At 61.1% G+C, this 13,403-nt stretch carries 15 protein-coding genes; 6 read left to right on the top strand and 9 right to left on the bottom strand.

Annotation, left to right across the window (positions count from 1 at the left end; translation table 11 throughout):
• Positions 1–303: 303 nt before the first annotated feature.
• The 4 genes from MKK51_RS05535 to MKK51_RS05520 are packed head-to-tail and all read left to right on the top strand — an operon-like array spanning position 304 to position 2,721.
• A complete protein-coding gene (locus tag MKK51_RS05535; protein ID WP_243975526.1) occupies positions 304–1,236 on the top strand; it encodes an IS1595 family transposase in 933 nt (310 codons plus the stop codon).
• Positions 1,237–1,259: 23 nt separating this feature from the next.
• On the top strand, positions 1,260–1,769 hold the full coding sequence (locus MKK51_RS05530; protein ID WP_243975524.1) for a hypothetical protein: 510 nt from the start codon (positions 1,260–1,262) through the stop codon (positions 1,767–1,769).
• Positions 1,766–2,509 (top strand): hypothetical protein, encoded by a 744-nt coding sequence (locus MKK51_RS05525; protein ID WP_243975522.1) that lies wholly within the window; start codon positions 1,766–1,768, stop codon positions 2,507–2,509. Before MKK51_RS05530 ends, MKK51_RS05525 begins: the two co-directional genes overlap by 4 nt.
• On the top strand, positions 2,506–2,721 hold the full coding sequence (locus MKK51_RS05520; protein ID WP_243975520.1) for a hypothetical protein: 216 nt from the start codon (positions 2,506–2,508) through the stop codon (positions 2,719–2,721). The genes MKK51_RS05525 and MKK51_RS05520 overlap by 4 nt, the downstream gene beginning before the upstream one ends.
• Here MKK51_RS05520 and MKK51_RS05515 read toward each other — a convergent pair.
• Positions 2,696–3,547: a GIY-YIG nuclease family protein gene (locus tag MKK51_RS05515; protein WP_243975518.1), complete on the bottom strand. Its 852-nt coding sequence runs from the start codon at positions 3,545–3,547 to the stop codon at positions 2,696–2,698. The genes MKK51_RS05520 and MKK51_RS05515 overlap by 26 nt on opposite strands.
• A 161-nt stretch (positions 3,548–3,708) precedes the next feature.
• On the opposite strand from MKK51_RS05515, the gene MKK51_RS27525 reads away from it, so the two are divergent.
• The gene (locus tag MKK51_RS27525; RefSeq protein ID WP_409565625.1) at positions 3,709–4,473 is read left to right on the top strand and encodes a TetR/AcrR family transcriptional regulator; all 765 of its coding nucleotides are present in this window, start codon (positions 3,709–3,711) and stop codon (positions 4,471–4,473) included.
• Between the two features lie 78 nt (positions 4,474–4,551).
• Here the strand turns inward: MKK51_RS27525 and MKK51_RS05505 are convergent, their stop codons facing one another.
• From MKK51_RS05505 to pstS, 8 genes are all read right to left on the bottom strand, one after another.
• The gene (locus MKK51_RS05505; RefSeq protein ID WP_313898795.1) at positions 4,552–5,874 is read right to left on the bottom strand and encodes a hypothetical protein; all 1,323 of its coding nucleotides are present in this window, start codon (positions 5,872–5,874) and stop codon (positions 4,552–4,554) included.
• A gap of 70 nt (positions 5,875–5,944) precedes the next feature.
• The gene (locus MKK51_RS05500) at positions 5,945–6,604 is read right to left on the bottom strand and encodes an alpha/beta hydrolase (RefSeq protein WP_243975515.1); all 660 of its coding nucleotides are present in this window, start codon (positions 6,602–6,604) and stop codon (positions 5,945–5,947) included.
• 687 nt (positions 6,605–7,291) lie between these two features.
• Positions 7,292–7,993, bottom strand: coding sequence for a phosphate regulon transcriptional regulator PhoB (gene phoB / locus MKK51_RS05495; RefSeq protein ID WP_243975513.1), 702 nt, complete (start codon positions 7,991–7,993; stop codon positions 7,292–7,294).
• Between the two features lie 90 nt (positions 7,994–8,083).
• Positions 8,084–8,809 carry a phosphate signaling complex protein PhoU gene (phoU, locus tag MKK51_RS05490; protein WP_243975511.1) on the bottom strand — a complete coding sequence of 242 codons (726 nt, stop codon included), beginning with the start codon at positions 8,807–8,809 and terminating at the stop codon, positions 8,084–8,086.
• Positions 8,810–8,894: 85 nt separating this feature from the next.
• On the bottom strand, positions 8,895–9,713 hold the full coding sequence (gene pstB / locus MKK51_RS05485; RefSeq protein ID WP_243975509.1) for a phosphate ABC transporter ATP-binding protein PstB: 819 nt from the start codon (positions 9,711–9,713) through the stop codon (positions 8,895–8,897).
• Positions 9,714–9,759: 46 nt separating this feature from the next.
• Positions 9,760–10,656 carry a phosphate ABC transporter permease PstA gene (gene pstA / locus MKK51_RS05480; RefSeq protein ID WP_243975508.1) on the bottom strand — a complete coding sequence of 299 codons (897 nt, stop codon included), beginning with the start codon at positions 10,654–10,656 and terminating at the stop codon, positions 9,760–9,762.
• 19 nt (positions 10,657–10,675) lie between these two features.
• Positions 10,676–11,650 (bottom strand): phosphate ABC transporter permease subunit PstC, encoded by a 975-nt coding sequence (gene pstC, locus MKK51_RS05475; protein ID WP_243975507.1) that lies wholly within the window; start codon positions 11,648–11,650, stop codon positions 10,676–10,678.
• A 159-nt stretch (positions 11,651–11,809) separates the two neighbouring features.
• On the bottom strand, positions 11,810–12,844 hold the full coding sequence (gene pstS / locus MKK51_RS05470) for a phosphate ABC transporter substrate-binding protein PstS (protein ID WP_243975506.1): 1,035 nt from the start codon (positions 12,842–12,844) through the stop codon (positions 11,810–11,812).
• A gap of 307 nt (positions 12,845–13,151) precedes the next feature.
• Between pstS and MKK51_RS05465 the strand changes: the two genes are divergently transcribed.
• Complete coding sequence (locus tag MKK51_RS05465; RefSeq protein ID WP_409565624.1) at positions 13,152–13,385, top strand: hypothetical protein; 234 nt, start codon at positions 13,152–13,154, stop codon at positions 13,383–13,385.
• Positions 13,386–13,403: the final 18 nt, after the last annotated feature.

The raw sequence follows: 13,403 nt of genomic DNA, 5'->3' as shown, positions 1-13,403 counted from the left end.
ACCCGGCAACCTCGGCCCGGAATGGTGAGGCGTCAGTGCGGTGCCGCCCGGACACGGACACCGGTTGGGTGCGGAGAACGACCCTCAGACTCTGACCGTCGCTGTGAAGGACGCGCTCCTGCGCCTCGACATGACGCGTATCCGACCCCAGGGCCTGCGCATGACGACGCTTTCGCGGGCAAAGACTTACTTCTGAGTGGGATGTTACGAACGCGAACGCGAGGGTGCTTAAAAATTTGGCGATTATATACTTGACGCACCACGGCCCAAAATGTAGGGTTTGGGCATCGGAGCCCTACGCCCATGTCCGTCCTTTCCAAGCCCTACTTTCACTGCGAAGAAGCAGCCTTCGCCCATCTTGAAGCAGCTCTCTGGCCGCAGGGTCCGGTGTGCCCTCACTGCGGTTCCATGGGTAAGCACTACGATCTCCGCAAAACCCGCCTTGGCCTCCGCAAGTGCGCTGAGAAGGCGTGCCGTAAGCAGTTCACTGTGAAGGTCGGCACGGTCTTCGAGAGCGCCCATATCCCGCTCGCCAAGATGCTCCAGGCCACCTACCTGATGTGCGCCTCCAAGAAGGGCGTGAGCAGCCACCAGATCCATCGCCTTCTCGGCATCACCTACAAGAGCGCGTGGTTCCTAACCCACCGCATCCGCGAGGCGATGCGTGACGGCTCCCTGGCTCCCATGGGCGGCATTGATGGCATGCCCGGCGCTGGCGGCATCGTAGAGGCTGACGAGACCTTCATCGGTCGCGAGCCCGGCGTGCCGAAGGCCCGCGCCTATCATCACAAGATGAAGGTCGTGTCCCTGGTGGACCGGGATAGCGGACAGGTCCGCTCTGTCGTCGTGGACGACATCAAGCCCGAGACGCTTCGCCCGATCATCGAAGCGAACATTCTCAAGGAAGCTAGCCTCTTCACCGACGAGTCCAGCATCTACACGAAGGTCGGCGCCACCTTCGCCGATCACCAGATGACCACGCATTCCGCCAAGGAGTACGTTCGCGGCATCGTCCACACGAACACCGTTGAGGGCTACTTCTCCGTCATCAAGCGCGGCATGAAGGGTGTCTACCAGCACTGCGGCAAGCAGCACCTGCACCGCTACCTTGCCGAGTTCGATTTCCGGTACAACAACCGAGTGAAGCTGGGCTGTGGAGATGCGGAGCGGGCGGAACGAGCTCTGGCGGGTATTGCAGGCAAGCGTCTCACGTATCGACAGCCTGACGCAAAGTAGTCCGCATCATGTCGGATCAAGGAATGGACGTTCAGGCACGCGTCGACCTGCTCTTGGCAACACCAAAGGCAATGGCCGGAACGCCTAAGTGGGTCACGACTGACCGCGAAGGCCAGCGCCGCTGGTTGCGAACCTTGACAATCAGCGGCGAAAGCACAGGCCTTGATTTGATAATTGATAACTGGCCTGCATCTCCGCTTCAGCGAGTAACGGTAACGCTCAATTATGGGCGGTGCATCTCGCGACTTGATGCGTGGGAGCACGACCGTCACAATAATCACGAAGTTAGAAACAAGATAACGCCGTCCGATATAGAGCTGGGATGGATATTTGGCCCCCATGGTCATTTGTGGGCACACAATAGACATCTTGGTACTCCGACTTCCTTGCCTGTTGATCTGGAATTTGCTATAAAACTTCCGGCCAATGTTCAAGGCTTTGAAAATTCGTTCCGCTGGTTTTGCGGTCAAACAAACATAAACTGCTCGGCCGATGAACTACCAACACTGCCTCAAAGAGAGTACTTGATATGAGTATTCTGGATGTTGTTTCAAACGAGGTAAGTAAGTGGTGCCAGCCTTATGAGGTGGCGCCATTCACAGTCGTGCCTACATTTTTGCTTTATCCATCAAACGCTTGCGTTCAAGTGTTCGTCGAAGGAGGGCGGGATAGCTTTGTCGTGTCGGATGGCGGGGGGGCCATTGACGTGTCTTTGGGCCTAGGCAGCGGTAAACTCGATGCGACTAGAGTGCTGAAAACGGCGGCAAAAGACGCATCACTATATGTGAATAGCTCTGGTTGGATATACGCCAAAGGGGCAAGTCTCCGCTCTCTGACATCTATCATTTCAGTTGTAGCTGATTGCTCCAAATCCGCTGCAGAGGCGTGCGCTAGAAGCTTTAGGCCTGAGAGTACGTCTGATTTCAGGAAAGAACTTGAAGAATTTCTGACAGCCAATTTTCGGGACAGGCTTATAAAGGAGGCCGTCCTGCTTGGCGGAAGCAATAAAAAACATCGTTATGATTATGCAATAAAAACTGGAGAGGACAGGCTGATAGTAATAGATGCGGTCATGCCAGACTCAAGCTCGATCAATTCTGCCATAGTGTCACATATCGATCTAAGAAATGCTAAAAGATCAGACATCACCCAGAGAATAATATACGACGATCGACTCGAATGGAAATCTTCAGACCTATCTTTGCTTGAGGTTGGAGCGACGTCGATTGCCTTTACATATGCTGAGCAAAACATAGACAGGCTTGCAGCATGAAGAAGGATCGAACTAGGGGCGACAAAGCCGAATCTAAGCCGCCCTCCAAGCTAGGCGCTGAGAAGCTGACGCCCGAGGAGCAGAAGCGCCGCTTCGAGCAGCTGGCCCGCGAACTCGAATGCGACGAGTCTGAGGAAAACTTCGATGCGGCGCTACGAGTGATTGCGAAGCAGAAGCCGAGGATACCTAAGGAAGAGGTTGAGGAGGGTTAGAAGCATCCTGCTTCGGCTGGCCATTCAAACCCATCCCGCGCGTTTGTAGCTTGTCCATCCAGTGGTGCTCAGTTCGTACGATATCGTCGTCCGACTCAAATCCGGCAGCCACCTGTAGAATTGCTACTTGATAGTCGGCAGCTTGGTGCGCCTGTAGTCCTACTGCTGCGCCACCTACTGCTGCATGCTGGAGCCAGCGCTGATAAAATCCTCCTGCGCCCGCAGCCGAACCAACGTAATGCTTGCGAGCAGTTTCCGAAGTAAGAACGTAGACACCTTTTGCTTGCCTCAATCGATCAATCCAGTTGTTAGGTAGCGTGGTCAAGTCGCTTAATTTGCATCGAAAAATAAAATAGCCTGGAAACGCTATTTCTTTGAAGGCGATTCTAAGCTCTCGAACTGGCTTTTGGTGATTATTTGCCAAGTGAAACCATCTGCGCGTTCCTGGACCCCAATCTATTGTAAGCCTGCCAACATACTCTGTCATTAAATCAGTGCGGCTTATATCATACATATTTACACCGCTATATTCCTCATTTGTACAAAGGCATCTAGTGCCGTCTGGCGATACCCCTATTCCATTGACTACATACAAACCCACAAATAAAGTGTCTCCCGATGGATCTATGACAAAACTTGCAAGCTTGTTTCCCACACGATAAGGCATTGCAACTTGCAGTGATTGATACTCTTCGAATAATAACGGATCTTTTTGCCACAATTTGTATGGCGTCATTGATTTACTTTTGGTTGTGTGGCGCAGTAATCTTACGTTGTAAGGATCCAGCCCGGCGGCTTCTAAAAGTGAATTGAAGATGATCGGCATAGTGCCTCCTAAAGGACCATGCCTACCATATTCATCGCGTGGTGTGTGAGGTATATAATCGCCAAAAATTTGTCCGCGTGACCAGACGGGCGCCGACGGACGCCGCAGGCCTTTCAGACGCCCCAAGAGCGTTGCCGATGCGATTCAGCGAATGACGCTCTATGATCGGCCCTGGGCTCCTCAGACAAGGAAGAAGTGACATCACGATCATGAGGACGGTATCCGGATGCGCTGAACCCTCACAAAAGGTGGAGGACCCTCGCCCCAAATCCCGAGGTGGTCGACCCACGCGGCACGAAGAAGGGCTCCTCACCGAGAGACTGATTGAAACGGGTGGGCGGCTGTTTATCGAATATGGTTTCGACAACACGAGCATCGAGCGCATCGCAGGGGAAGCCGGCGTTTCGAAACGGACGTTTTACAGTCGGTTTCCAACAAAATCAGATCTTTTTACCACCTTCATATTCCGTTGGTTCGACCAGGGAATGGCAGAGATTGATGCCAGCACGCGGCATGTGGCAGATGCCCATGCCCAGCAATGGCTGACGGTTGTCGGCTTGCAATTTCTCGAATTCAACCTCCGTTTTCAAACGATAGAAATCCACCGCGTTCTCGTTTCCGCCAGTAAGACCCTCCCGGAATTGTCGGCTCGGGTCCGTCAGATGTACCTCGTCCGCGTTCGACATTTCGTCCGCGACGCACTGGAGCGGTTCCATGAACGCGGAGAGATCGAGATTGAGGATGCAGATTTTGCAGCCGAGATGTTTTTTCACTCTTGCATTGGTTACTTCCGGCAGAGGGCAATGGTGGGTCACATCAAGCCGCACATAGACGCAGCGACGCGGGATGAATTCTCGAAAACGATAGCCTTCTTCCTGCATGGTTGTCGGGTGAAACAGAAAGGCTCAGGCGCGACGGGCGCCTGAGCCTCCTGCGGGTATTCCACGTCTCGGGATCAGCTTACGAGAGCCAGCGCCTCGCACGCAGGCCGTTCCGTGTCCGCGTCAGCTAAAATGGCCGTCACCAAAGGTGCTCCGGTTCTCGACAGCGCCGAACTGCAGGTAGTGCACGAGAGGATCCAGCCCTTGGGCTTTCACATCTGCGTAGGTGGCTTCGTATGCCTTGGTGTCGAAGTCTGCGGAGGGATCACGGCCTTCTTTCCAACCGAAGGTGTCGTAATGCGTGAGGGGGTTGATGCCATTGGCGGCAACATCCTCGTACGCGGCCAGATAGCCTTTGGTGTCGAAGACCGCATTCGGGTTGCGGCCTTCGTGCCAGCCCAGCTGGTTGAAGTGCTGCTGGGCGAACGCGAAGGTGTCCCCGCCGGCCGCGAGCGCAGCTTGCGCGACGTCAGGGTTCGATAGCAGGTAATACTCCGCGTCGAAGCCGTGAGCCGCCCCAATGTCGGTGGCCTTGCCGATGGCAGCGTAAGCCTGCCTCCCCTCCGCCTGTCCATCGGATAGGAAGTGCGCGAGGGGATCGATACCGGCGGCTTTCACGTCCGGATTGCGCGCGAGGTACAATTCGTTGTCGAAGTTCGCACTTGGATCGTGGCCCTGCTTCCAGCCATTCTGATCGTAGTCCACCAAAGGATTGCCGCCGCTCTTGGCGACGTCGGGATTGGTTGCGAGATAGCCCTTTGTCGAGAAGAAGGCGTTTGGATCCCGGCCTTCCTTGAAGCCGAATTCTGCATAGTGGGTATCCGCATCCTGTCCGGCCGCGAACACGTCCTTGTTGTGAGCGAGGTAGAACAAGTCGTCCACGAGCGGCGAATTGTCGTTGTTGTCGATGGTCCGGTCCGCAAATTGGAACTGCTCCACACCTTTCAACGTGTTGATGCTATCTCCCGAAGAGATCGTCACGGCGTTCGAATGAAAATCAAATGTTGCGTCATTGAAATTGAAGCCAAATATCGCTTTGTCGATCCCGTTTCCGCCGTCGATGATGTTCGTGCCGGATCCAGTCGTGAAGGTGTCATCGCCACCGTTGCCGATCAGGATGTCGTTACCCGGTCCATCGATGAGGGTATTGGCTTTGTCATCGCCAGCCTGAACGTCGTCCCCGCCACCGGCGGAGATGACGCTGCCGCCATGCGGGTTTCCAGCCGTTCGATCAATCCAGTCGAATATTTCCTTAGAGTAATATTGAGAGGCATACTCCAGCTGAAGATCATGCCCGGCCCCAGGGACCACTAAGGTTTGCTGCGAAGAAGAGCCGGTATACCATTTATGCTCGTCGGTTGCTTCGGCGACATAATCCGGCTGAACGAACAGTTTGTCGGCAGAGCCCAAGACTGTGAGAATCGGTGCCTTGATGTTGTTCGTCAATTCGGCATTGTAGACCGTCGGATTGATTCCTGCGATTTCGGCGGTCGTGACGGTTTGCTTGGTTGCTTCGTCATGAGCGATGACAAGCGGATCGGCGTCCGCGGTATTGTAGAAAAACCCTCTTTTTTCTGTCCGCGCTTGTCAGGTATCCGGGCTGCTGCTGTTCAGGCGGTAGATTGGGATCGGTCGACGCGGGGACGAACAGTCCTGTGCTATCGGGACTGCTCGTTCCGTGAGCAAGTCCCGTCAAAACGACTCCGTCGACGTCGTTATAGGTTCCTGCAGTCTTGATCGATAGGACGGATCCGTACGAGTGTCCCACCAAGATGATTTTGTCGTAATTTGTGCCCAGGCCTCCCGCCCGAATCTGTTGAATGATCTGGTCGGTAATATAGGCCTGATTGTCGACATTCACTAAGTCTGCGGATGGCTTCGAACTTTGCCCCTCGCCCAGCCGATCGATCGCCAGGGTGTCATAGCCGTCGTTCTTTGCAGCCTCCACAAAGGAATACTGCGACCCGATTTCGGGCATGTCCCAATAATCGTGGTCGTATGTAAGGCCGTGCAGAAGGATGAGAAGCGTTTTGCTCTGATCCAGGCCGGGTGCGACCGCATCCTGACCCAGGCCGGCCGCTGTGGTGTACTGCCCGTAAATCTGAACTTTGGTGTTGTTCGATGCTGATAGGTCGCTGGTGAAAAATCGGCCTTCTTGGATCCCTGCGTCGGGCATGGCGTCCTCCCTATCACTTTCTGAAACCGTCTAGGGCAGATCGGATGTCTCATTCGGCTGACTGTCGTTAGCGGGCACGAGAGGATCGGATCCCTGCGGCAGCAGGATATTACCAATTTTTAAACGCAACGCTACGGTGTCGTTGCGTTAAATCTCCGAGGCACCGGGCTCAGCCACTCCGCGCCTCGCGATCTCCCCGCTCGCGTCCTGAGGGTTTTGCCACCACCAGCTTTGACGGGACTGCGAAGAGTCGTGGCCGGTCCCGCGTCGATGTCCGTTTCCAGTGCCGCCAAAGACGTGGACCAGCGGACATCCGCCCGTATCGGCCGTCGGTCGCTGTCTCACCCGGCCGCCCGCAAGCGGAGGCTCCCGGCTTCCGGGAAGGGGCGTGAGCGGCCCGCGAGACTGTGTCGGTTTCCGTGCATCTGCCGTCCGGACGCAGACGGGCAGGAAGCCGCCCTTCTCGGGTCTTGAAGGATGGGGACCAAGCGCCGGGTCGCCCCCACGAGGGCAGGCGGATTCACTTCTCTTCTCAACGGCCGTTCCCCCTATCCAGGGCGGCCCATAGACGTCCGGGATCGGACGCCCGATCGCATCGGGGCGGGAATCGCATCGGTGCGCGGTGGCGGCGCGAAGCTACGGCGGCCCGCCCTCGTCGGGATCGGGGCGCTCGTTCCGGGCGGCGCCTCACTCGTCCGTCGAAAACATCTCGTCGAAGGAATAGCCCGAGCCGCGCACGGTGCGGATCGGGTCGCTCTGGCGCGGGCGGTTGATGGCCTTGCGCAGGCGGCCCACATGCACGTCCACGGTGCGCTCGTCGATATAGACGTCGTGGCCCCAGACCCCGTCGAGGAGCTGCTCCCGCGAGAACACCCGGCCGGGGCTCCGCATCAGGAATTCGAGGAGCTTGAACTCGGTGGGGCCGAGATGGATCTCGCGGCCCTCCCGACGGATGCGGTGGCTGACGCGGTCGAGTTCGATGTCGCCGGCGACGAGCAGGTCCGCCACGTGGCTCGGCTTGGCCCGGCGCAGGAGCGCGCGGACCCGGGCGAGCAGCTCCGGCACCGAGAACGGCTTGACGATGTAGTCGTCGGCGCCGGTGCCGAGGCCGCGGATGCGGTCGCCCTCCTCGCCGCGCGCCGTCAGCATGATGACCGGCAGCCGCTCGGTCTCGCGCCGGGCGCGGATGCGGCGGCACAGCTCGATGCCGGACAGGCCGGGCATCATCCAGTCGAGGAGGACGAGGTCGGGAACCTGCTCCTGGAGGCGCAGGTCGGCCTCGTCGCCGCGCGAAGCGGTATCGACGACGAAGCCCTCCGCTTCGAGGTTGTAGCGAAGGAGAAGGGTGAGGGCCTCCTCATCCTCGACGATCAGGATACGCGTACTCATGCGGGTGTTTTCGGGGTGATGGCGACCGTCCCGTCACGCACAGGACGGCCGCGCGAAGATCGAGCCGGAACGGCCCGACCGGAGGGACGGTCAGGCGCTGGCGGGCAACGACACCGTGGCGTAGTTCGACGCGTCGTTCTTCGGCCTGTCGCCTTCGGCGAGTTCGTTCGTCCCGGTGACGAGGTAATGGATCGTCTCGGCGATGTTGGTGGTGTGGTCGCCGATCCGCTCGATGTTCTTGGCGCAGAACAGGAGATGCGTGCAGAACGAGATATTGCGCGGATCTTCCATCATGTAGGTCAGCAACTCGCGGAAGAGCGAGTTGTAGAGGGCGTCGATGGAATCGTCGCGCTCCCAGACGTCGAGGGCGGCCTTCACGTCCTGGCTGGCATAGGCGTCGAGGACGTCCTTCAGCTGCTCCTGCACCAGATCGCCCATGTGCTGGACGGCGATGACGATCTTCTGCGGCTGGATCTGCTCGGCGATGGCCACCACGCGCTTGGCGACGTTCTTCGACAGGTCGCCGATCCGCTCCAGGTCGTTGGAGACGCGAATCGCCGAGACCGTCTCGCGCAGGTCGATGGCGAGGGGCTGGCGCTTGGCGATGAGCAGGATCGCCCGCTCCTCGATCTCGTGCTGGAGGGCGTCGAGGCGCTTGTCGGCGCCGATCACCGCCTGCGCCAGGGGCACGTCCCGGCGCACCAGGGCGTTGCCGGAATCGGTCATCATCTTCTCGGCGATCCCGCCCATCTCGGAAATCGAGCGGCGCAGGTTTTCCAGTTCCGTGTCGTAGGAACTGACGATGTGGTTGGGCATGCTCGCACTCCTCGACCGAGGCCGCCTCGGGCGGCCTGCATCGCGTAGATCGGGACCGGTGCCGCGAAAAGCGGCGCCGGCGGGCTCAGCCGAAGCGGCCGGTGATGTAGTCCTGGGTCTGGCGCTTCTCGGGGTTCATGAAGATCCGCGTGGTCGGGCCGAACTCCACCAGTTCGCCGAGATACATGAACGCCGTGAACTGCGAGATGCGGGCCGCCTGCTGCATGTTGTGCGTGACGATGACGATGGTGAACTCGGCGCGCAACTGCTCGATCAGTTCCTCGATGCGGCCGGTGGAGATCGGGTCGAGGGCCGAGGTCGGCTCGTCGAACAGGATCACCTCGGGACGCTGGGCCACGGTGCGGGCGATGCAGAGGCGCTGCTGCTGACCGCCCGACAGTCCCATGCCGGACTGCTTGAGCTTGTCCTTCACCTCGTCCCAGAGGGCGGCCTTGCGCAGGGATTCCTCGACGCGGACGTCGAGATCGGCCTTGGGCAGCTTCTCGTAGAGGCGCAGGCCGAAGGCGACGTTGTCGTAGATCGACATCGGGAACGGCGTCGGCTTCTGGAACACCATGCCGATGCGCGAGCGCAGCTCGTTGAGGTCGACCTTGGCGTCGAGGACGTTCTGGCCGTCGAGGAGGATCTGCCCCTCGGCGCGCTGCTCGGGATAGAGGCTGTAGATCCGGTTGAAGGTGCGCAGGAGGGTCGACTTCCCGCAGCCGGACGGGCCGATCAGCGCGGTGACCTGCCGGTCGTGGAAGTTGAGGTTGACCGACTTCAGGCCGTGGAACGAGCCGTAATAGAAGTTCAGGTCCTTCACGGCGATGCGCACGGGGGCCTGCTCGTCGGCCTTGTGGCGGCCGGTCAGCTGGGCTTGCGTGATCGCGGGAGCGGCGTTCATCGGGTGCGTGTCCTTGTCGAGGGCGGGAAGGGACGGGGGCGCGGGGTCAGCGCGCCCGCTCGCTCTTGATGACGAAGCGGGCCACGATCGAGAGGGCGAGGATCGTGGCGGTGATGAGGAGGGCGCCGGCCCAGGCGAGCTGCTGCCAGTTCGAATAGGGCGAGAGGGCGAACTGGTAGATCATCACCGGAAGGTTCGGGATGCCGCCCATGAGGTTCGCCGAGAACCAGCTGTTGTTGTTGAGCGCGGTGAAGAGCAGCGGCGCGGTCTCGCCGGCGATGCGGGCGAGCGCCAGGATGATGCCGGTGACGATGCCGGCGCTGGCGCCGCGCCAGGTGATGCTCCGGATGACGATGGAGGGCGGTGCGCCCAAAGCCGCGCCGGCCTCGCGCAGGGTCGAGGGCACGAGGCGGAGCATGTCCTCCGTGGTGCGCACGATCACCGGGGTGGCGATGATGGCCAGCGCCACCCCGCCGGCCCAGCCCGAATAGGTCCCCATCGGCCGCACCATCAGGGTGTAGACGAACAGGCCGATCAGGATCGAGGGCGCCGAGAGCAGGATGTCGTTGAGGAAGCGGATCACGTCGGCGAGCTTCGAGTGGCGGCCGTACTCGGCGAGATAGGTGCCGGCCATGACGCCCACCGGGGTCGCGATGACGATGCCGATCAGCGTCAGGACCAGGCTGCCGAGGATGGCGTTGGCGATGCCGCCGCCTTCCGATCCGGGGCCGGGGGTCGGTTCGGTGAAGAGCAGGGGCGAGAAGCCCTTCACGCCTTCGACGATGAGCATGAGCAGGATCGAGCCGAGGACGACGATGCCGATCAGCGTCGCCAGGGTGCTTCCGACGATGAGCAGCTTGTCGGCCACGCGGCGGCCCGATCGGACGCGGCTGGCCTTCAGCGGCGGCGCGTCGTTGGTCCGGAGGGTGTTCACGGCGTCCATGGTGCGGGCTCCAGGGGGCTCAGGCGACCTTCACGCGCCGGACGAGCAGGCGTGCGACGATCAGGACGACGAAGGTGATGACGAAGAGGATGCAGCCCAGAGCCATCAGCGCGTTGAGCTGCAGGCCGTCGGCCTCGTTGAACTCGTTGGCGATGCGCGAGGCGATGGTGGAGCCGGGATCGAAGATCGAGCCGGACAGACGGTTGGCGTTGCCGATGACGAAGGTCACCGCCATGGTTTCGCCCAGGGCGCGGCCGAGGCCGAGCATCACCGCGCCGATGATCGAGACCGACGCCTGCGGCACCAGGACGTGGCGCACCACCTCCCAGGTGGTGCAGCCGATGCCGTAGGCGCTCTCGCGCAGCACGGTGGGGATCTGGTCGAGCATGTCGCGGGTGATCGAGGCGACGAAGGGCACGATCATGATGGCGAGGATGATGCCCGCCGTGAGGATGCCGACGCCCGAGGGAACGCGGGCGTAGAACAGCGTGCCGACGATGGGCAGGCCCTCGACGAGGCTCGACACCGGCATCTGCACGTAATGGGCGAAGAGCGGGGCGAAGATGAACAGGCCCCACATGCCGTAGATGATGCTCGGCACCGAGGCGAGCAGCTCGATCGTCATCGAGACGGGCTTCCTCGCCCAGCCGGGACAGAGCTGGGTCAGGTAGACGGCGATGCCGATGGAGATCGGCACGCCGATGACGAGGGCGAGAAGGGCCGAGACCAGGGTGCCGACGATGGCCACGAGGGCGCCGTACTGCTCCTGGCCGATGTTCCAGGCGCTGGAGGTGACGAAGCCGAGGCCGAACTCGGCGAAGGCCGGCCAGCCGCCATAGGCGATGGAGGCGAGGATCCCCGCCAGGAAGAGGAGCACCAGCAGCGCCGACGCGTAGGACGCCGCGCGGAACAGCTGGTCGCCGAGGCCGCCCGGCTTCTTGCGGGCGCGGGAGCCCGTCCGGGCCAGCGAGATCTGATCAGTCAAGGCGGCCATCCGACGTCTGCTTCTTCACCTTGAGGGCTCGTATCGTGCGAGGTCGCGAGTGGCGAGGTGCAACACCGCGCCCTCTCGTGGCGCAGGCCCGGCGTTTTTGCCGGGCCTGCGCGGTTTCAGGAGATCGGTTCGGGGACCGCCTCGGAAGACGGGCCTCTTTCAGAAGACGGGCTTGCCGTCCTTGCCCTTGATCTCCTTCCACTCGGTGTGGACGAGGGAGACGACGTTGTCGGGCAGGGGCACGTAGTCGAGGTCGGTGGCGAGCTTGTCGCCGTTCTTGTAGGCCCAATCGAAGAACTTGAGCACGTCGGCGGACTTCGCCGGATCGGCCGGGTCCTTGTAGACGAGGATGAAGGTGGCCGCGGTGATCGGCCAGGCATCGTCGCCGGCCTGGTTCACGAGGGAGATGCCGAAGCCCGGGGCGGCCTTCCAGTCGGCGGAGGCGGCGGCGGCCTGGAACGCCTTGTCGTCGGGGGCCGGGAACTTGCCGGCCTTGTTCTGGATCAGCGCGTAGCTGAGCTTGTTCTGCTTGGCGTAGGCCGATTCCACGTAGCCGATGGAGTTCGGCACCTGCTTGACGGTGGCGGTGACGCCCTCGTTGCCCTTGCCGCCCTGGCCGGCGGGCCAGCTGACCGTGGTGGCCGCACCGAATTCCTTCTTCCAGCTCTCGGAGACCGCGCTGAGATAGGTGGTGAAGATGCTGGTCGTGCCCGACGCGTCCGAACGGTAGACCGGCGTGATCGGCGAGTCGGGGAGCTTCAGCCCCTGGTTGAGCGCGGCGATCTTGGCATCGCTCCACTTGGTGATCTTGTTGGCGTAGATGTCGGCGATGAGTTCACCGGTGAGCTTGAGCTTGCCCGGCTCGACGCCGGCGATGTTCACCACGGTGACGACGCCGCCCATGACGGTGGGGAACTGGACGAGGCCGTCCTTCTCCAGGGCCGGACCCTTGAGGGGCGCGTCGGTGGCTCCGAAATCGACGGTCTTGGCCTGGATCTGCTTGATGCCGCCGCCCGAGCCGATGGACTGGTAGTTGAGGCCCGTGCCGGTCTCCTTGCGATAGGCCTCGGCCCATTTCGAATAGACCGGGAAGGGGAAGGTCGCACCGGCACCGGTGATGTCGGCGGCCTGGGCGACGGCGCCGAACTGCGCGGTGGCGAGCCCGATGGCGAGGGCGAAATGGAAGGGTTTCACGGTGGCTCTCCGTAATCTGTCCGGGCGCTGTACGTGCCGCGCTGCAAGAGCGGTCCTGCCGCAGCGCACCGTTACCCGCCCGATGATGCTGGCTCTATGACGGAGCCATGACAGATCGATGACACGGGCCGTCCGTTGATCGGCTTGCCGCTGCGGGACGGGGAGAAAGCGGGGTCTTGACCGGTGCCCGGACGAGGCGGCACGGTTTCACGGCCTCGTGCGTTATACGATTCGGCGATGGCGACGACGGAGCAGCCCGTCCCGCCAGCCGTCCTGGAAGGTCAGCATCTTGGAGAACGATTCGCGCGTGACACCCACCGGGGGTGATGGCGATGCCGATTTCCTCGCCCTGCATGCGCGCAGGGAGGATCTGGAGCTCGGCCTCTCCCGTGCCCAGCAGCGCCGGCAGTTCGGGACCGATCCGGACGAGGTGGAGAAGGCCGGCGCGGAGGAGCGCGCCCTCCTGGCGGAGCTCGACGCGGTCATGACCCTGATCCGCGGCGCCGAGTACCAGCGCATGCCGGGGGCGCGCCGCTGGTAGGGGCGACGGGCCAAGGGA

The organism is Methylobacterium sp. E-045 (assembly GCF_022829685.1).
Lineage (GTDB): Bacteria > Pseudomonadota > Alphaproteobacteria > Rhizobiales > Beijerinckiaceae > Methylobacterium.
The sequence above is the reverse complement of the archived record's forward strand: the minus strand, read 5'-3'. Positions and strand labels throughout refer to the sequence as shown.

What these genes read in the sequence shown, in the direction of transcription:
- MKK51_RS05530 (WP_243975524.1), top strand. Translation starts at nt 1,260, where the DNA reads ATGGACGTTCAGGCACGCGTCGACCTGCTCTTGGCAACACCAAAGGCA.
- MKK51_RS05520 (WP_243975520.1), top strand. Translation starts at nt 2,506, where the DNA reads ATGAAGAAGGATCGAACTAGGGGCGACAAAGCCGAATCTAAGCCGCCC.
- MKK51_RS05525 (WP_243975522.1), top strand. Translation starts at nt 1,766, where the DNA reads ATGAGTATTCTGGATGTTGTTTCAAACGAGGTAAGTAAGTGGTGCCAG.
- pstB (WP_243975509.1), bottom strand. Translation starts at nt 9,713, where the DNA reads ATGAACGCCGCTCCCGCGATCACGCAAGCCCAGCTGACCGGCCGCCAC.
- phoU (WP_243975511.1), bottom strand. Translation starts at nt 8,809, where the DNA reads ATGCCCAACCACATCGTCAGTTCCTACGACACGGAACTGGAAAACCTG.
- MKK51_RS27525 (WP_409565625.1), top strand. Translation starts at nt 3,709, where the DNA reads ATGATCGGCCCTGGGCTCCTCAGACAAGGAAGAAGTGACATCACGATC.
- MKK51_RS05535 (WP_243975526.1), top strand. Translation starts at nt 304, where the DNA reads ATGTCCGTCCTTTCCAAGCCCTACTTTCACTGCGAAGAAGCAGCCTTC.
- pstC (WP_243975507.1), bottom strand. Translation starts at nt 11,650, where the DNA reads ATGGCCGCCTTGACTGATCAGATCTCGCTGGCCCGGACGGGCTCCCGC.
- pstA (WP_243975508.1), bottom strand. Translation starts at nt 10,656, where the DNA reads ATGGACGCCGTGAACACCCTCCGGACCAACGACGCGCCGCCGCTGAAG.
- MKK51_RS05500 (WP_243975515.1), bottom strand. Translation starts at nt 6,604, where the DNA reads ATGCCCGACGCAGGGATCCAAGAAGGCCGATTTTTCACCAGCGACCTA.
- MKK51_RS05515 (WP_243975518.1), bottom strand. Translation starts at nt 3,547, where the DNA reads ATGCCGATCATCTTCAATTCACTTTTAGAAGCCGCCGGGCTGGATCCT.
- phoB (WP_243975513.1), bottom strand. Translation starts at nt 7,993, where the DNA reads ATGAGTACGCGTATCCTGATCGTCGAGGATGAGGAGGCCCTCACCCTT.